The 19,906-nt window shown below is 37.6% G+C and carries 13 protein-coding genes; 2 read left to right on the top strand and 11 right to left on the bottom strand.

The genetic code is table 11. The annotated features are described in order from the left end of the window. Positions 1-205: 205 nt before the first annotated feature. The 11 genes from EG346_RS09225 to lpxB all read right to left on the bottom strand — a co-directional run bounded on the left by EG346_RS09225 (position 206) and on the right by lpxB (position 17,951). Entirely contained in the window at positions 206-4,816 is a 4,611-nt protein-coding gene (locus EG346_RS09225; RefSeq protein ID WP_164466077.1) for a GEVED domain-containing protein, read from the bottom strand. Between the two features lie 608 nt (positions 4,817-5,424). Beyond that, a complete protein-coding gene (locus EG346_RS09220) occupies positions 5,425-6,093 on the bottom strand; it encodes a DUF6048 family protein (RefSeq protein ID WP_123878173.1) in 669 nt (222 codons plus the stop codon). Next, positions 6,059-6,535, bottom strand: a complete 477-nt coding sequence (locus EG346_RS09215; RefSeq protein ID WP_073329560.1) for a DUF6452 family protein — start codon at positions 6,533-6,535, stop codon at positions 6,059-6,061. Before EG346_RS09215 ends, EG346_RS09220 begins: the two co-directional genes overlap by 35 nt. A 78-nt stretch (positions 6,536-6,613) precedes the next feature. Further along, positions 6,614-8,020 carry a 23S rRNA (uracil(1939)-C(5))-methyltransferase RlmD gene (gene rlmD, locus EG346_RS09210; RefSeq protein WP_123878171.1) on the bottom strand — a complete coding sequence of 469 codons (1,407 nt, stop codon included), beginning with the start codon at positions 8,018-8,020 and terminating at the stop codon, positions 6,614-6,616. A 168-nt stretch (positions 8,021-8,188) separates the two neighbouring features. Then, the gene (locus EG346_RS09205) at positions 8,189-9,712 is read right to left on the bottom strand and encodes a TlpA family protein disulfide reductase (protein WP_123878169.1); all 1,524 of its coding nucleotides are present in this window, start codon (positions 9,710-9,712) and stop codon (positions 8,189-8,191) included. A gap of 317 nt (positions 9,713-10,029) precedes the next feature. After that, complete coding sequence (locus tag EG346_RS09200) at positions 10,030-10,797, bottom strand: succinate dehydrogenase/fumarate reductase iron-sulfur subunit (RefSeq protein ID WP_034746785.1); 768 nt, start codon at positions 10,795-10,797, stop codon at positions 10,030-10,032. A 24-nt stretch (positions 10,798-10,821) separates the two neighbouring features. Continuing rightward, positions 10,822-12,834 (bottom strand): fumarate reductase/succinate dehydrogenase flavoprotein subunit, encoded by a 2,013-nt coding sequence (locus tag EG346_RS09195; protein WP_073329551.1) that lies wholly within the window; start codon positions 12,832-12,834, stop codon positions 10,822-10,824. 15 nt (positions 12,835-12,849) lie between these two features. Beyond that, positions 12,850-13,512: a succinate dehydrogenase cytochrome b subunit gene (locus tag EG346_RS09190; RefSeq protein WP_034701962.1), complete on the bottom strand. Its 663-nt coding sequence runs from the start codon at positions 13,510-13,512 to the stop codon at positions 12,850-12,852. Between the two features lie 143 nt (positions 13,513-13,655). After that, the gene (locus EG346_RS09185) at positions 13,656-15,425 is read right to left on the bottom strand and encodes a ComEC/Rec2 family competence protein (protein WP_123878167.1); all 1,770 of its coding nucleotides are present in this window, start codon (positions 15,423-15,425) and stop codon (positions 13,656-13,658) included. A gap of 280 nt (positions 15,426-15,705) precedes the next feature. Next, entirely contained in the window at positions 15,706-16,794 is a 1,089-nt protein-coding gene (locus EG346_RS09180) for a glycoside hydrolase family 99 protein (protein ID WP_123878165.1), read from the bottom strand. Positions 16,795-16,847: 53 nt separating this feature from the next. Next, positions 16,848-17,951: a lipid-A-disaccharide synthase gene (lpxB, locus tag EG346_RS09175; protein ID WP_073329541.1), complete on the bottom strand. Its 1,104-nt coding sequence runs from the start codon at positions 17,949-17,951 to the stop codon at positions 16,848-16,850. A 158-nt stretch (positions 17,952-18,109) separates the two neighbouring features. Here lpxB and EG346_RS09170 point away from each other — a divergent pair, with 158 nt between their 5' ends. Both EG346_RS09170 and EG346_RS09165 read left to right on the top strand, forming a co-directional pair. Continuing rightward, on the top strand, positions 18,110-18,619 hold the full coding sequence (locus EG346_RS09170) for a DUF2480 family protein (protein WP_123878163.1): 510 nt from the start codon (positions 18,110-18,112) through the stop codon (positions 18,617-18,619). A gap of 3 nt (positions 18,620-18,622) precedes the next feature. Then, on the top strand, positions 18,623-19,882 hold the full coding sequence (locus EG346_RS09165) for a protein O-mannosyl-transferase family (RefSeq protein ID WP_073329535.1): 1,260 nt from the start codon (positions 18,623-18,625) through the stop codon (positions 19,880-19,882). The last annotated feature ends 24 nt before the right edge of the window (positions 19,883-19,906 follow it).

The following is a 19,906-nucleotide window of genomic DNA, read 5'->3' as shown; positions in this document are numbered from 1 at the left end:
AACCCTATCTATCCATATTATTAAAAATAAAGCAATGGAATAGTTGAAAATTAAAAAAACAAATAATTTTTTAAATTTTTAGCGAAAAATTCAACAAATATTGAATTATTCATTAAAAATATACTAAAAATATGAGAAGTCACTTTTTATGACGCCAAAAAAAAGCCCTCATTTCTGAGGGCTTCCTATATTTGAAATTTAAATATTATTCTTTAATAAATTTCTTTTGAACTGTTGTACCATTGTCTTCGATATCAATTACATAAATTCCGTTGATCAGTTTGCTTACATTGATCTGGTTGTTTAGAAGGATACCATCCCCTATTACCTGGCCTGCAGAATTGTAGATCTTATACTTCGCTCTTTTGCTGATATTTTTCACATACAATACTGAGCTTACCGGGTTAGGATAAATCAGAATGTCAGTTTGGTTAACAGAATTTGGCACTCCCGGTTTGGCGATTCTTACTGAGTAATCTTCTACTTCACCGTTTGCAAAATTCGTACAGTTCACTGGAACTCCATCTCTCATCAATGCAATTCTCATCACCACATACTTGTAGTTAGTCATACTTACATAAGCATCTACCGGTACACTGAACGTTCCTGTAACAGGACTTGTTGTATTCGGAGGTGATGTAAATACTCTTTCATCAAGATCGAAATATCCGTTTCTGTTGAAATCGATCCATACTGCAATACCTTCGTCATGATTGGTTCCATTCCATTTTTTCTCAATCGTGATCTGATTACCTGTAGATCCCTGAACCATTTCGATGAAGGTATCAGGTACTCCTGTATAATCTGTATAGCTTGAAGGTCCTGAAGCATTTTCCATCTTAGGTCTGCCGCTTGGCGTTACTGTAACTTTAGCGATATGCTCGTTTACAGAGTTCTGAGAACCCATCTGGCAATAGACTACCGTAGGTGTTGTGAAATAATATGGAGGCGTGTAGGTACCTGGTGTACCGTTACAAACATTCACTACCTGCATTTCATATTTCGTTTCTTCCAATAATCCTGTAATAGTATAAGTATTTGTAGTCAGAGGAACATTCGTCCAGCTAGGAATACCTACTTTTCTATATCTCAGGATATACGTGGCACCAGGGAAACCTTCCCATGTAACTTCAGCCCATGTAGGGAAAAGTTGAAGAATCGTTAATCCCGGAGGAGGAAGCTCACAAGTTCTTTCCGTTGTAAATACTTTCGGATTTGAATATGGGTTAAGAGTCGTTTCTCCAACACATTTGTTAGCCACTCTTACCTCATATTTTGTATAAGGATCCAAGCTTGTCAACAGGTACGTATTGGTAGGAGGAGCAATATTGCTAACCGGAGTCCAAACTGCAGCTCCTACTTTTCTCCATTCCAATGTATACGTTGAGCTTGCAGCAAGCGGTGCCCACGTAATCAGTGCAGAATTTGTAGTAATAGCACTTACCGTAACATTTGGAGGAGTAGGATCACATCTTGTTACAAAAGGCTTAAGTGCTGTAAATGCACCTGGAACGTCTCCACACACAGCGGCAACCTGAACTTCATAGTTAGTAGCCGGAGTTAAACCTGTCAAGACAAGTGGAATGTTGTTAAGTAACGCAGAAGCATATACTTGAGTCCATGGTCCCGGAGGAGGTCCTACAAGTCTGTATCTCACAAGATAAGTCACTGTATTGGCAACTCCTGAGAAAGTAAGGGTAGCGGAATTATAAGTCGTCGTGATTCCAGGCTGGTTTGGAGTTCCATTACTACATGGTCTTATTCTTACAGCATAATCTTCCACTTCTCCATTGACTGCGTTCTGGCATAATACCGGAGCACTGGTACGTTTAAGTACCACTCTCATGGTCGTCGTAAGCGGACCTGTATAAGCAGTTGCCGGAACCGTGAAACTATTATTAGTAACAGGAGTGGCAGTACTTGCTGGTGAGCTTAAGATCTGTTCTGATGCTTCAAAAACTCCGTTTCTGTTATAATCTATCCAAGCTGAAACTGCAACATTACTTGTTGATCCTGTCCATCCTTTTGATACGGAAAGCTTATTATTGGCAGAACCAGCATCAAGGGTGATCAGTGTTTGAGGTGTTGTATAGCTTGTATAATTCGTCTGTACTGTTGTGTTATTCATTACCGGTACTCCAGGATTAGAAGACGTAACAGTTACATTGGAAATGTGGTCGTTAGTTCCTGTACCTGTCATAGGACAGTAAGAAAGTGGTGGTGTTGTAAACTGTACAGTTGCAGAATATGCTCCCGTAGAAGTTCCACATGTTGTAGATACCTGTACATCATACTTAGTCTGTTCTGTAAGGCCCGGGATTGTGTAGTTGTTTACTCCCGCAGCCAAAACCTGAGTAGTCCATGCTCCACTAGGAGATACTCTCCATCTGATGGTGTAGGTGGCATTGGCAGCACTCATCCAATATACGGTAGCTGTAGTAGCCGTAAGGTTGGTAACTGTAATGGTTGTAGGTGGAGCTGTAGTACAAGCGGGCTGATCTACAAGCTTCACTGCATAATCCTCTACTTCACCCCAAGTGAAAGTTCCACAAGCAGCTGCAGTAGCACTTTCTCTTATCGCTACACGCATACGGGTCGTAAGATTCCCCATATACACTCCCCCCGCAGCATTAGGAACTGCAAAAATAGCAGTTACAGGAGAGGTAGTATTACTTGGTGAATTCAATACTTGTTCAATAGATTCAAAAATTCCATTTCTGTTAAAGTCAATCCATACTCCCGTTCCGAACGACCATTGCGTTCCCGGCCAGCTTTTTTCAACAGTAACCGTATTGGCTCCTAAACCTCTTACTAAGGTAACGAGTCTAGCAGGATCTGTACTGTAATCAGTATAATTGCTGAAATCTGAAGTACTGGTCATTGGTATTCCAGCATTCGGAGTTACAGAAACCTTGCTGATGAAACCATCAATGGTAGTACTTGTAGAAGCAGAAGTACAATAAGATATTGCTGGTGTTGTAAAGGTCGTACTTGGAGAGAATGCTCCAGTGGTACCTCCACAGATTGTAGCAATCTGAACTTCATACTGAGTCTGTTCAGTAAGTCCTGGTATCGGATAGTTGCTTGAAAGTGGTGCCGTAATATTTACCGTAGTCCATGCTCCTGAAGGGGCAACTCTGTATCTCAATACATAAGTAGCTCCAGTTGAAGGCAACCATGTTACAAGCGCTGAAGTTGGTGTAATATTTGAAACTGCTATATTTCCCGGAGGGGCAGTACTACAAGGCTGTAAAGCAATAACATTCAAGGTAAAGTCTACATAATTACCGTAAGGTGCCGGACCACATGCAGTGTTGGCTCCAATAAATGATGAAGAAGTTCTTACCCTATAATTTCCCGGTGGCTGAGATCCTGGTATGGTGATGGTTGCCGTTCCATTGGTAGCATAGGTAGTTGTTGCAAGAACAGTTTCTCCCGGATCGTTAAAATTCATATTATTATTCCAGTCCACCCAAACATAATAATAGTAAGTACTGGTTCCAGAGTTCAAATTCATGGTTATCGTATTGGTTGGTAACCCTGAAAAAACGGTGGCTGTGTTATTAACATACGCTGTGTAGGAATTAGCAGTATAATTTAAATTTGTAATTCCTCCAGTTGTCGTAATCGTTTTCAGATAGTATGAAGTTGAACTTCCGCCCCCTGTTGGTGTACAGTATCCTGTAAGTACCGTTAGCGGCCCTGTCCATGAACTTTGGTCTGTAGCAGTACATCTTGATCTTACCCATACATAGTAAGTACCATTGGCAGCTAGTGGAGATAGAGTTGCAGTGGTTCCTGTAACGGTTTGTGAAGGTACCGTTGCACCCGTTGGCGCAGTTGCAGATGTACTGTAATAGACATCATACCCTCCTGCAGGAGCAGGTGAAGGCGCTGTCCAGCTGATAGTGGCACTCGTTGGTACCACCGTTCCTAAAGTCAATGCTGTAGGCGCTATACATGACGGTGGTGTCGTCAAAGTTAATTGTCCTACCCATGTACTCTGGTCAGTCGCACTACATCTTGATCTTATCCACACATAATACGTTGTATTAGGGACTAATGGAGAAAGGGTTACTCCTGTTCCTGTAGTCACTGTTTGTGTAGGTGGAGTTGCAGCTGTTGGGGCTGTAGCTGTTGTACTGTAATATACATCATATCCTCCTGCTGGCACAGCAGAAGGTGCAGTCCAGCTGATCGGAGCTGTTGTTGCCGTTAAAGTTCCTGAAGTTAATCCTAAAGGAGGTAAACAAGAAGGTGGCGGACCAAAGGTTAACTGAACATTGGGTCTGTTGCCATCGACTGTTCCATTGCCTGCAGGTGCTGTAGTATCTGCCTCGATATACATATGTTTCGACGCATTGCTGGAATAGGTAAAGGAATTTCCTGTTGAAGTTCCATTTCCGCCTCCACCATAACTTGTTTCAACCAATACCATCAGGTTTTCTGTTCCATTATAATAATAAGGATTTTGAAGCGTGATTGTATTCCATCCTGTAGGGATGCTGTTGATCGTTCCGTTGTACACTAAGGTAGCACCGGTGGTTGCAGTAGCCCAGTTTTGGGCTGTAATCGTAGTGGTTGCAGCCGGAACAGATTTTAAATAAATCTTTACCGGAGTAGCAATACTGGTGGCTACTGTTGCATTCCATGCTATAGACAGGACACTTCCACCCGCAGGAATACTCGCTTCCGCAGCTGTATAAAGTGACACATCTCTTTGGAATCCATAGTAAGTACTCAAAGGATACCTCTGTGTACTTGTTCCTGTACCAATTGTAACTGTTTGTGCTTGCGTGAAGAGTCCGAAGACCATACACAGCAATGTTATGAGCACCCTAAAGGGCCTGCTCATTTTACAGAGTAAAAATCCACTCATATTTTTTAAAATTTAATGATAACAATAGTATAAAGTAATTGTAGGGTTTTCCATTTTGGTGCTCAAATGTCAATTTGAAACATCCATTTTACATATAATCTGTATTGAAAAGAATAGTTTTTTAATTCATACGCTAATATTTTAATAATTACACAAATCTAATAATTTTTTCACTACTAATATATCCATTCAAATATTTTTTTGTAAAAATTTCATAATAATAATACATTTTATACATTAAAACGTAAAATCTTCAGTAGAGCCTGAGGATTTTATATTATTTGAATTCGGGTAGTTTTTTCATCTGAATTTGGGATAATATATTTTCATTTTTACCAAAAAAAGGAAACTTTATAAGGAAATAAACCTGCTATTCCCTTATAAATAACGATAAAATAATAAGATTTATTATTCTTTGACCGCAGTTCATCAAATTATTAATAAAACTTAAAGATTAATGACAAAAAAAATCCTCAGATAAAAATCTGAGGATCTATTATTTTTAATAAAGACTGCCTGATTCAATATGAAGAATCATTTTTGAATTAAAATTTGTAAGCTATGTTCCATGCAAAACCCATATTGAATTTAGCTGAGCTTTTCCCAAATCCCGGCACAATCATTGGCGTGATATCATCCTGTTTGGAAGTGTATACAAGATATCTTGGCTGCATATTGACATCAATATAAAAATTGGATTCAAACAGCTGAACTCTTCCCCCCAAGGTACCTTCCAGCCAGGCAGAAGTTTGTGATGATGATGGAAATGATACAGATGAACCGCTTCCTCCAAAACCACGCACAGGGACTGCCCTATATTCCTGGTTGTAGAATGCTCCTCCAATCTTACCTCCGGCGTAAAAACCATTGAATTCATTCTCAAGATCTTTTGCAAGCATATAAAATGCCCCTAACTTAACAAAAGGACCGCTTGCTTTGCCATCATAGCCATTCTTCTGATATACATTTTTCTCAAAACCTGCTTCTGCAATGGCATGAATATCCCCTTTCACTTTTGAGGAAATAAATCCCTGGTAAAGCATTCTGTCTGAAAAAAAGGAAACGCCAGTATTAAGAACATCAAGACCCACCATAAAATTAGGCTTGTATTTCTCCTGAACTTTTTTGGCTTCTTTGGTTTCTTTTTTTTCCTGGGCCAACCCCAGTATTCCTATTATGCTAAAAAAGAAGGAAAAGATTAGTCTTGTCTTCATTCTCTATTTGATTTTGTCCTGCTTCCAATTTGAGGACAGGATTTGATTGTAGTAATTCTGAACTTAAATTCTCATAGCTTTTTTTAATTCCACATCCCGGAGAAACATATTGGGCTTTTGTTGTATAACTAACCCGGACGTGAGATTCGGTCCCTTTATCTGCAAGCCTGAAGTAAACATCTGTATAAGGTGAGTCATCTACTCTTAATGGAATCAGCCTTGAATCGATATTGGTAAGTTTTCCTAATTGCACCTTTCCTGAACCATAGTCCACTGCTACATACAGTGAATCTAAGGTTCTTACTTTATCAGTCTCCAGAGATTTAAATGCCACCTTCATTCTGGGGGTTCCTTCCCCACTCTCACAGATATCGTCTTCTCCTCCACAGGAGAAAAGTATTCCTATGAAGCAGATCATGACGAGAAATTTAAAGTATTTCATCTGTATATTTTTATTTTTTATTGAGTCAGATGGAACTGACGTTTCATATTAAGATTTGACATTCAAATTTAAATAAAATTATTTTTTAATCAGCAACGCGATATTTTCAACGTGATGGGTTTGCGGGAACATATCCACAGGTAATATTTTAACCAAAGTATAATGTTCTTTCATTAAAGCCAAATCTCTGGCCTGTGTTGCAGAATTACAGCTTACATACACTACTTTTTCCGGAGCAAGTTTCAGGATCTGTTCCACCACTTTCTGGTGCATCCCGTCTCTTGGCGGATCGGTAATTAAAACATCTGCTTTGGGATGGTTTTCCATGAATTCATCATTAAAGACATTTTTCATATCTCCACAATAGAATGTTGTATTGGTAAGACCATTTAATTCGGCATGCTCAATAGCAGCATCAATGGCTTCCTGGACTGATTCTATGCCAATAACGTGTTTTGCATTTCTTGCCACATATTGTGCAATAGTTCCTGTTCCGGTATACAAATCATACACTACTTCATCTCCTTTTAAATCAGCAAACTCTAATGTCTTTCTGTAAAGTTCCAATGCCTGTTTGTAATTGGTCTGAAAGAATGATTTTGGCCCGATTTTAAACTTCAGCCCGTCCATTTCTTCCATTAAAAATCCTTCTCCGAAATAAACATTAACGTTTAAATCGTAAATAGAGTCATTTTGTTTTGGATTAATAGCATACACCAATGTTTTGATTTGTGGAAACTTCTCTAATAAATACTGGAAAAGCTGTTCTCTGTTGTTCTTCTCTTCTCTGTAAAGCTGGAATAAGACCATCCATTCTCCTTTAGAGTTCTGTCTCATCATCAGGGTTCTCAAAAAGCCTTCCTGATTTTTCACATCGAAGAAATCCAATCCATTATCTACTGCGAACTTTTTCACAGCCAGACGGATGGCATTGGATGGATCTTCCTGAAGGAAACATTCTTTAAGATCTAAAATCTTACTCCACATTCCAGGAATATGGAAACCAAGAGCATCTTTGCTTCCAAAGTTTTCTTCAGAACTTATTTCATACTGAGTAAGCCATCTCGCGTTAGAGAAAGAAAACTCCATTTTATTTCTATAAAAATACTGCTCTTCAGCCCCTAAAATAGGAACGGTTTCAAAGTCTTCAATTCCGCCGATCCTTTTAATATTATTGTATACTTCTTCCTGTTTGAAATCCAGCTGTTTTTCGTAGCTCATATTCTGCCACTTGCATCCGCCGCATGTTCCAAAATGAATACATTTAGGTTCTACTCTGAACGGTGAAGGCTCTACCACCTCTACGGTTTCTGCCTCATAGTATTTGGACTTGGATTTTTTCACTCTTGCATTCACAACATCTCCCGGAACAGCGCCTGAGATCAGTACTGTTTTTCCTTCTTCCGTTTTTCCTATGGCCACGCCTTTTGCCCCTGCACCGAACAACTTAATATTTTCAAGAATAATATCTTTCTTCTTTCTCATCCGTAAACTCAATTTCTTTTAATGATCGGAAGAACCCCTCCGGTTTCCTCCTCAATCTCTATTTCTATTTTTTCTAACACAACCAGAAAATCTTCCGGTTTGATTCCGCAAAAATACAATAAAAAAAACCTTATCCGAAGATAAGGTTTCCATCTATATTAAAGTTTATTATTTTGTAGGGGCAGGCTGTGGATTTGCAGGCTGTGCTGAAGGATCCATTTGCATTCCCGGCTGCATTTGCATATTCGGTTCTACTCTTGGGGCAGAAAGACCTGTAAGTTTATCAAGAATTGTCACAACCTCCTGCTCACCTAAGTTTACAAAAGATCTGCTGGCAATCTTACCGTCTTTATCCACCACTATAAAACAAGGCAGTTTGAATCCGTACACTCCATATTTTTTAGCGATATCTGATTCCAAACCTTTTTCTCCGTAAACATTGGTTCCCGGAATTCCTTTTAATAAGGCACTGCTGGTTTTTACAAACTGATCTTTTGTATCATCAACGTTTACAAAAACAAAGTTCATTTTTGACTTGTAGAAATTCACAACTTCTTTCAATACAGGAACTGTCGCTTCACTGATGTAAGGGTTCCAAGATGCGTAGAAGAACAACATATACGGTTTTCCTTTATTTTCAGAAAGCTGGTAAGATTTACCGTCTGCTTTTACTAATGATGCTTCAGGCGCAGCTTCACCTACTTTAAGACCGTTGATAGCTACCTGCATTTTTACAAGATCAGCTTTTATAGAAGCATCTGTAATATCTGTATCAATAATTTTTTTAATCTTCTCGGTATTTTTTGCAGGTGCACCCGGATGAATATCCTGTGCTACTACAAATGCCAAAAGATAATCTTTAGCCGTCTTGGAAATTTCTTTTCTGTCTTTCAGGAATTGTGCGAACACTTCAGAAGTGGTAACGTCTGTTTTCCCTTTCGTTTTAGCTTCCGCGAACTTCTGAAAATCCGGACTTAATTTTACAAGTAAATATTGTCTGTATAATGGAATAGTTTTTACCATTACATCTTTGTTTTCTTCCAGTTTGGTTTCATAATCCTGGAAAGCTTTAGAAACTTTAAATGAAGGATTTCCAGACATCTGACGCTTTGCCATTTCATAGTTGGCAAGAAGGTTCAGAATCGTTACTTTCACATCATTCTTTTTCCACTCAAGAATCCCTTTACCCGGATTATTTTTTTGAGCAAGATCATCTACATTTTTGTTGATATCAGCTTCGATCTTCTGCGCTCCTTTTAAGAACGTTTTTTCATCTCCTGCCATTAGCTGCTGAATATTGATCTTACTTCCGTACTCCCCTAAAAATTTTTGGCTTGCCTGAAGGAAATCATTGTTTTTCTTAGCATCTCCTGTTACTACGAATTCGTTTGGAAAGGTCATTGCGTTTCCGGAAATATTCAATTTCTGTCCGCCTTCAAGATAAATAAGATTTTGTCTTCCGGCGTAGTTGATGACATACATGCCGTCTTTAGGAGCATCGAAACTTCCTGTAAAGTTTCCGTTTTTATCTAAACCTATATTAACAAGCGGAAGTGTTGCTACACCAGAAGCTTCAACAAATTCAATTCTTTCGAGTGGTGAACTTCCAGCAATTTTTCCTTTTACTTCAACTTTTTTTGAACAAGACATCACAAAAGCTGTGATGATAAACAATAAAAGATATTTTTTCATTTCAATTTTAATATTACACAAAAATACCGTTTTTTACGGCTTGTTGATTAAGACTATTTATTTTTTTTGAAAATTTTATGAAAACCTATGAAAAGGGACGTTGAGCGGTTTTTCTCAGCATAAATTTTAATAGACAAAAAGAATTCGGTACTTGAGTATTCTTTCTTCTTTTCATAAAAAGTGTTCACCAAATATAGACTTATTAAATAAAGAATATCTTATTCAATCAACAACTTAACAAATTTTAACAGACAAATGCATAGCATAAAAAAATCGTCTCCATAATGAAGACGATTTTTTTATATTTTGAATAGGTTCTATCCGTTATCTACCATAGCAGCCATATACTCTCTGTTCATTCTGGCGATGTTTTCAAGAGAAATTCCTTTCGGACACTCAATTTCACAAGCTCCAGTATTTGAACAGTTTCCGAATCCTTCTTCATCCATTGCTTTCACCATGTTCAGAACTCTTCTCTTAGCTTCTACTCTACCCTGAGGAAGTAGGGCGAACTGAGAAACTTTAGCTCCAACGAATAGCATAGCAGATCCGTTTTTACACGTAGCCACACAAGCACCACATCCGATACATGCCGCAGCATCCATCGCTTTGTCTGCATCTTCTTTAGGAACCGGAATGGCATTGGCATCCAAAGTATTACCAGAAGTGTTCACCGAAATGAAACCTCCGGCAGCCATTACTCTGTCGAATGCGCTTCTGTCTACCATTAAATCTTTAATAACAGGGAAAGCAGCACTTCTCCAAGGTTCAATAACGATGGTTTCACCGTCTTTGAACATTCTCATGTGAAGCTGACAAGTGGTAATACCAGTATCGGGACCATGAGCTCTACCGTTGATGTAAAGAGAACACATTCCGCAGATTCCTTCACGACAATCGTGGTCGAAAGCGATAGGTTCTTTTCCCTCGTTAATAATATTTTCATTCAAAATATCCAACATTTCCAGGAAAGAAGAATCTGTAGAAACATCCGATATTTTGTAGGTCTCAAACTGACCTTTAGTTTTGCTATTTTTTTGTCTCCAAATTTTTAGGGTAAGATGAAGGCCTTTTTTTGCACTCATAATTATTTATTTATAGGTTGGAGATTATTTGTAACTTCTTGCTTTAACTTCAATGTTTTCGTAGATCAGATCTTCTTTGTGCAGAACTTCAGTTGTGATATCATCTGTCTGATATTCCCAAGCGCCTACATATTTGAAGTTAACATCATCTCTTTCAGCTTCACCTTCAGGAGTAGCATGATCTTCTCTGAAATGACCACCACAAGATTCGTTTCTATGGAGAGCATCGATAGCCATCAATTGCCCCAATTCGATAAAGTCTGCAACTCTGAAAGCTTTTTCAAGCTCAGTATTCATTCCTTCTGCATCACCAGGAACTTTCACATCGCTCCAGAAATCTTTTTTCACCTGTGCGATTTCAGCGATAGCTTCTTTTAATCCTTCAGGAGTTCTTCCCATTCCTACCTTATTCCACATGATGTGTCCTAATTTTTTGTGGAAATAATCTACTGAATGAGTTCCTTTATTATTTAAGAAGAAATTGACTTTGTCTTTAATATCTTTTTCAGCCTGATCAAACTCACCAGAAGTCGTAGGAATTGCTCCTGTTCTGATGTCTGCAGAAAGATAATCTGCAATTGTATAAGGAAGTACGAAGTATCCGTCTGCCAAACCTTGCATCAATGCAGAAGCTCCCAATCTGTTAGCTCCGTGATCTGAGAAGTTAGCTTCACCAATTACAAAACATCCAGGGATTGTAGATTGTAGATTATAATCCACCCAAACCCCACCCATTGTGTAGTGTACTGCAGGATAGATCTTCATAGGCGTTTTGTAAGGATCATCGGCTGTAATTTTTTCGTACATTACGAATAAGTTACCGTATTTCTCCTCAATCCAGGCTTTTCCTAAATCATAGATTTGCTGATCGGTAGGATTGTGAATATGTTTTTCGATAGCGGCTTCTTTACCTTTTTTGATGATCTCTGTAGAGAAATCAAGGTAAACACCTTCTTTAGTATCATTATTCTCGATTCCGAAACCTGCATCACATCTTTCTTTACCAGCTCTAGAAGCAACGTCTCTAGGTACTAAGTTTCCGAATGCAGGATATCTTCTTTCCAGATAATAATCTCTATCTTCTTCTTTAATATTTTCAGGTCTTAATTTACCTTCTCTGATGGCTACAGAATCTTCAATTTTCTTAGGAACCCAGATTCTTCCTGAGTTTCTGAGAGATTCCGACATCAAAGTCAGTTTAGACTGTTGTGTTCCGTGAACCGGAATACAAGTCGGGTGAATCTGTACATAACAAGGGTTTGCGAAGTAGGCTCCTTTTTTGTGGATCTTCCAAGCCGCAGAAACGTTTGATCCCATTGCATTGGTAGAAAGGAAATAGACGTTTCCGTAACCTCCGGATGCAATAACAACCGCGTGAGCAGAATGTCTTTCAATCTCTCCCGTTACAAGGTTTCTTGCGATGATTCCTCTTGCTTTTCCGTCTACAATTACCAACTCCATCATTTCATGACGGTTGTACATCTTGATTCTTCCTTTACCGATCTGACGGCTCATTGAAGAATAGGCACCCAGCAATAACTGCTGTCCTGTCTGTCCTTTTGCGTAGAATGTTCTTTTTACCTGAACTCCACCAAATGAACGGTTATCTAACTGACCGCCGTAATCTCTTCCGAAAGGAACTCCTTGTGAAACACACTGGTCGATAATATTGGCAGAAACCTCAGCAAGTCTGTAAACGTTGGCCTCTCTCGCTCTATAGTCACCTCCTTTGATGGTGTCATAGAATAATCTGTAGGTAGAGTCACCGTCTCCCTGATAGTTTTTAGCAGCATTGATACCTCCCTGCGCTGCAATGGAGTGTGCTCTTCTTGGAGAATCCTGGTAACAGAATGCTTTTACATTATATCCCTGTTCAGCCAGTGTAGCGGCAGCAGAACCACCTGCCAAACCTGTACCTACAACAATAATATCAATCTTATCTCTGTTGTTGGGTGCAACAAGGTTCATATGGTCTTTATGATGCTTCCATTTATCCTTTAAAGGACCAGCCGGAATTTTTGAATCTAATTTACTCATATTGGTATATTGATATTATTGAGTTACGAAGTGAAAAATTGCAATAAAAATAAAACCTGCAGGAATAAGGATTGAATACCATTTTCCAAAAGCTTTAATTACCGGAGTATATTTCGGATGTCTGGCACCAATCGACTGGAAAGAAGATTGAAAACCGTGAGCCAAATGTAGTCCAAGCAAAACAAAAGAGATCACATATAAAGCGACTCTCCAAAGGTCTGCAAACTTCTCATGTAACTCCGGCCAGAAACGTTCTGCGTCAGGAGCAAGTCCTTCCACATACTTGTAGTTGATTTCATGTAGCCAGAAATCATATAAGTGAAGCGCAAGAAAAGCTAAAACAACAGCACCGGAAATAATCATATTTCTGGACATCCATGAAGAATTCACGGAAGGGTTGTTTGAAGCGTACTTTATCGGACGCGCTTTATTGTTCTTAATTTCCAGTACAAATCCCATAATGAAATGGAAAAGAACTGCAAAACCAAGAACAGGCTGCATTAAGAACTGCACAAAAGGATTATAGCCCATAAAATCTGATGCGGTATTGAATGCATCACGATTCAGGACTGATAACAAATTGGTCGTCAAATGCAGTATAAGAAAGATCAGCAAAAATAAAGCTGATAATGCCATCGCATATTTTCTACCTATCGTAGAACTCGTTAAACCTGCCATATAAGTTTAAATTTGAATTTCCCACAAAATTAAGAAATGTTAACAATATCGGGAAGTGAGAAATCTCACAATTAGCCAGTTTGTAATCTTTCTAAATAAGAATCTACCGCATTGTATAAGGAAAAAATGAAAAATACCAGTTATTATTTCAAATCATACATCTTACCGTTGTATACCACTTCTTGTACCGTATGAGGAAATGTCTTTATTTCCAGACTCCGAATTCGTCTTGATGCACAATATGGGCTGGCAATAAATGTGATTATTTTTTGTTTATCAGCGTTTTCAGCTATCCAAAAACAGGCGCTGTCACCTTTCTTCAAAGATAATACTTTGGTTTTATTAAAATCATGAAGTAAGATCTCCTCTTTTTGATTTTCAAAAATACCAAATCCTGTTCTCATGACTAAAAACACTAAAACCGCGGTAACCAGACGCACTGAATTTTTAAAATCAACCTTTAAAAGCAATGGCCTCAACAGATACACAATAAAAGATAAAAACAATACTTCTGCTATATTCATAGGGATTTCAGAAAAAAACAGGATATCTGATTCTGCAAACCAATGAATAAGTTTTAGCAAAACCTGAATTGACAGATCATATATAAAATTGATCCAAGTAAAATCTACCTGCAACGCTATAAGAATGGTCATCAAAAAAGAAAATATAATGATCAGCTCTGAAAAAGGAACAATCAAAATATTGGCAGGAAAAGAAACCAGAGAAAACTGGTGAAAGTAATAAAGAACCACCGGAAGCGTCGCAAGTTGTGCGGATAAGGAGATGGTAATGGTGTTGAATATTAATTTTTTAAAATAGCTATCCTGTCGAGGGAAATATCTCAAAAGGGGCTGGTTTAACCAAAAAATACCTAAAACAGCCAGAAAGCTTAACTGAAATCCTACATCAAAAATCTGCTGCGTATCCAACACTAAAATAATCATCGCTGATAGTGAAAGTGAATGGAGTAAATCCGGTTTCCGCTGAAGAATTACATAAATGAAATAGGCCGTAAGCATAATGCAGGATCTGGTGACTGAATTCCCAAAACCTATAAGTGCGGCGAAAAGCCAGATCAATGCTATACTTGCAACAACAGCGTATTTTCTGAACCGGAGAGGACTAAACCGGGTCAGCAAAAAGTAAAACATTCCAAAAATAACGACGATATGTGTCCCGGAAATAGCTAAAAAATGAACCAACCCTGACCTGTTAAAGTCCCGTACGGTTTCAGCATCCATTTCCGTTCTGTCTGCCAGAATTATTCCTTTCAAGAACTCACGGGTCTTTGCAGATATTGAAACTGAATCAATCTTCTTCAGGATTTCAAATCTCTGCTGCTGAATCCGTTCATTCAAGTTTAAATCACTCCTTACTGTGGAAGAAATCTCTTTCGACACATAGCATTGATATTCAATATTTTTCCTTTTTAAATAATGGGAGTAATCAAACTGAAAATCATGCTCTGGAGCTCTTGGTTTTGATAGATATGCCTCTGCTTTATAATAGTGTTTAAAATCAAGTTCTTCATGTGCTTTAGGAATATAAAGAACTGCATTGAAATTTTCTTTTTCACTACGGACAACGGCTTCGTATTTTTTATTTTTTACAGTAGAGTTTAATTTCTTTGAAATTTTAAAGACAATGACTCCCTTTTTGGGAACAGAATGGTCACGGGAAGAATAGGTATTAAAAAAATGAAGAATTATTCCCGCTCCAAAAAACAGTAATCCCAGCAATACTGTTTTCATTTTATGCAGAAAATAAGAATGGAAGAAAGTCAACAGAAAAAACAACAGACAACATGCGGATACAGGATAGACGAAGTTCTTATTCATCTTCAGCTGATCCTGAAAAAAAATTCCCAGAATAAAACAGGTGGCAAGAATAAGAATAGGTTGTCTGCTCAATGAATGCGATTATTTATAATCACAAATTATTGATTTATTTGATTACTAAATAGCACTTATTTTGCAGGAATTCATCATTATTCATGATAAGAGCGAATAATATCGGGCTTAATTATTTACGCTGAAATTGCAATTTATAAAAAAAATAAAAGCCGACTCTATCAGACGACTTTGTACTTGAAAACGGTCAGTAACAGCAGTTTTATTTTATTAATGAAAATTAGTAATTTAATTTCTTTTTCTATGAATGAAACTTAATTATCAACTGTAATTTTTAGAATTATTTACCTTTTAACAATTGATCTGTCAACCTCTTTGTTTCCTTAATATAAAACCAGGAATCTTTCCCGTAATCTTCATATTTGAAATTTCCCGTTTTTTTAGGAATTGCAGGTTCTATTTGTGTTCCTTCATGCCATTCGTTAAAAGAAGTGATCCCAATATAGTCAGGATTTACTTTTGCAGCAGCCTTAAACATCGTTTCGTAATATCTTCCGTTTTCACGGCTTTTGAAATTGGCTTCATTCCAGGGCCTTATCCTTGTATCTGAATAACCCGGGCCTACACACGGTATAAAAATAAGATTATGGTCTTTTGCGTATTGAGAAAGGTAGCTCCAGTTGGAAGTAGTGCTCCCGAAGACAAAACCTTCACTGGCAAAGTAGGTATAGAAACCATCAAAACCTGACTTCTCAAAAAAGTCTGAATGTTCTTTTTCAACCCAAAGCCCAATGTAATGTCCGTCCAATTCTGTATTCCGAACTGTTTTTTCTCCGTTTACAGAGAGAAGCTTTGACCATTCTGCCGAAGAAATCTTATAGCTGTCGTATATATAATAAAGCGGTTTCCCGTCCTTTTTATAAAAAGCATGATGATGGGAATAGGTTTTGACAAGATAGGAAAGCTGATCTCTGAGTTCCGTACTGTTTTTATAGAAAGGTTCTATGTGAAAAGCAATTTTAAGGTCAAACTGATCTGCAATATCAAGATATTTGATGATGCTTTTATCTACGAAAGGATCTTTGCCAAGCCAGCTTAAGACAACCACTCCCACACCGGATTCTTTGATCATTTTCATATGTTTCCTGATGATCTCAGGATCGTTGGAACTATAATTTCCCAGTTCAGGATAAAAATTAGCACCTATGTCGTCTCCTCCTTTATGATGTCCGAGATTATTCCATTTTGGGTTACTCCAATGGGGTAAAATATCATGATTCCAGTGAGCATATTTCCCATCAATGGTTGGATTTCCGTACCAGCCGTAGTAGAATATCTGCACCTGATCTCTGGATTTGGTGTTTTGGGCAAAACTTTTCGGAGAAAAACAGATCAGTACAATTAATACTATAAAGCTTTTAAAATTCATTTTTATAAAATTTAAATCTACAAAACCATTCAGCAAATCATCAGTAAAGTTTTTTAAACATTTAAAATCACCTCAGCCGCTTTTTCACTGGCTCCTTTGCCTCCCAGTTTTTCTCTTAAAAGGCTGTAATCCGCCAGAACCTGGTTTCTCTTCTCCCCTGCTATCATTTTGTTGAGTTCTTCAACCAGATTTTTGGTATTCAGATCGGTCTGGATCAGTTCTTTCACTACTTCCCTATCCATAATCAGATTGACGAGTGAAATATATTTAATGTTTTTCACCAACCTTTTGGCGATGGCATAAGAAACTTTGCTTCCCCGGTAACATACTACCTCCGGAATATTGAGTAAAGCAGTTTCTAATGTGGCGGTTCCTGAAGTTACCAGCGCAGCTTTTGAACATCTCAGTAAATCGTAGGTTTTGTTGGAAACAAAATGAACGTTGTCATCTACATATTTTTGATAAAATTCTTTCGGAAGACTTGGTGCACCGGCAATGACAAACTGGTAATTTTTAAAGTGAGGCCTTACGGAAAGCATTATTTCAAGCATTTTCTCCACTTCCTGCTTTCTCGAACCCGGAAGAAGCGCTATGATTTCCTTTTCGTTCAGTCCGTTTTCTTTTTTAAATTCTTCTGTACTGATATCCTTCAGACTGGAAATAGCATCCAGCAGCGGATGTCCTACAAAATGGGAATGAACCCCATGTTTCTTATAAAAATCTTCTTCAAAAGGAAGAATGACCATCATTTCGTCTACATACTTTTTAATGATCTCTACTCTGCCTTCTTTCCAGGCCCAGAGTTGTGGTGAAATGTAATAGACTACCTTAATTCCCAGTTCTTTTGCAAATTTTGCGATCCTCAGATTAAACCCAGGATAATCGATCAGAATAAGAATATCCGGTTTATTTTTTTTGATATCTTCTTTACAGAATTTGATGTTATTCAAAATCGTTCTCAAGTTCATAGCCACTTCTAAAAATCCCATAAAAGCGAGATCACGGTAATGTTTCACCAATGTTCCGCCCTGAGCTTTCATAAGATCGCCACCCCAGAATCTGATGTCCGCCTGCGGATCTTTCTGTAGAAGAGCTTTCATTAAATTGCTCCCATGAAGATCACCGGAAGCTTCTCCTGCTATAATATAATATTTCATTTCTTCCGAAATCTTTATTTGTTGTTATGGCTCCCTTAATCTCCCTTTATTTTATGAGATAATTTTAAATTATGGGAGGCTTCTATGGTAAGGATAGAGAACAAATTAAGGTTTTCATAATCTTAATTTGTAAATTTGTCCAAAGATAATGATAAAAAATGTCAGAAGAATTTGAAATCCGAAATAAAGTTGCTGAAAGCGGTCTTGTTAATTTTGATCTAGCGACTCTGGTTCCTAAGGGGATAAGAAAAGGTATTGACCTTAAAGATTTTCTTTTCCAGGAAATGATCCTGAAGGAAAAAGATTTCAGGGAAAAGGTAGATGCGATAGATACAAAGGCGTATGAAGATACTTATATATACATTTACAATTCTGTAGATACCATTATTCCATTGTGGGCTTATTTTGTATTGACCGCCAAACTTACGGATGTAGCTAAAAAGGTGGTCTTCGGAAATAAGGAAGATCTGGAAGTTATATTGATGCATAATGCCATCCAGACGTATGATTTCGAAGATATGAGAGGCAAAAGAGTTTTGGTAAAGGGCTGTTCTGATAAAGAAATTCCTGAAAACGCTTATATAGAACTTGTTGAACAACTAAAACCTCTGGTAAAATCATTGATGTTCGGCGAAGCATGCTCTAATGTTCCCATTGTTAAGAATTAGTAGATGTTCAGAAGTTTATACGCTGTATTTATATTTTTCATTTTTATCGCTATTTATGATGCCGGAAGTTTTTCAAAAATCCCTTTTGTAGATTCTATCGGTTTTGTACTTGATGTAGAAAAAGGCCAATGGATTATCACTTCTGAAGCAACAACCCACGCTCTTTATATCAATACGGCTATCGTTCTTAAAAACCTTACAGGCCTCAATGCCATTGAAGCATGCCGACTTCTGGTTATTTTTTCGGGGGCTGCCACTGTTTCAATTATTTATCTTACAGCTAAAAGCATTACCAAGACGGAATGGGCGTCCATTACAGCAGCCTTTGTCTTTGGATTTAGTTTTTCATTTTGGAAAAATGCAGAAATTGTAGAAGTCTATACCTACAATTGCCTATGGCTGAGCCTTTTTTTCTTTTCACTGATCAAAACTTTTACAGAATATAAAAAAGTATATATTCTTTTAAGCGGATTATTTTTAGGAATCAGTTTGTGGGTTCATATCGAGAATATCCTGCTGATTCCTGCATTTTTAATTTTTCTTTTTTATTTCAGAAATGACAGGAAATATGTCTATAGTTCACTGCTTATTTTCGGACTGTTTCTTTCATGTCTGTTCCTTCTGAATATGTCACAGGGATTACCTTTTAATTCTGTTTATAGTTCTGAATACGGGAACTGGGTGGAAGATTCTTTCAAAAAAACTTTCGTGCAATATGTAAAAGATTTCTTCAAATCAATTGCCTACCTCATTTACAACTTTAATCTGTTTACTTTTTTTGGAATAGCGGGTGCTATTCTGCTATATGGCACTTACAGGAAAATATTTTTTGTATTTATATCAGGAGCTGTCTGTGTGTATGGCTTTTCTACGTTTTATGCCGTTTCGGATAATTATGTTTTCTTTTTGCCTTTTAATCTTATTTTTGCACTTTCTGTAGGCTATGGACTTTCCTCTCCAAAATATGCTGCAGTGAAAAAGTTTTCATGGATATGCCTTCTTATTCCCCTTGGATATCTGGCTGTTTATAAAACCGCATTTTTAACGGAAAAAGGAAAGGCTTTCCACACATTCAAAAAACATAAGGGCGGCCTGAATTATTACATTCTTCCGTGGATGAACAACAATACTGGAATTCTTGAATTCACTATTGATAAAAAAACAGCTCCGGAGCCTGTAGAATGGATGACAACGATTGCCCGTGAATATATCGAACTGATGAAAACCAAAGGATATACGGAAGACGAACTTCGAAAACTTTAACTATACAGCAAGACTAAAACAATT

The organism is Chryseobacterium carnipullorum, assembly GCF_003815695.1.
Lineage (GTDB): Bacteria > Bacteroidota > Bacteroidia > Flavobacteriales > Weeksellaceae > Chryseobacterium > Chryseobacterium carnipullorum.
Note: the sequence above shows the minus strand (reverse complement) of the source record. Positions and strands in the feature narration are given on the sequence as shown.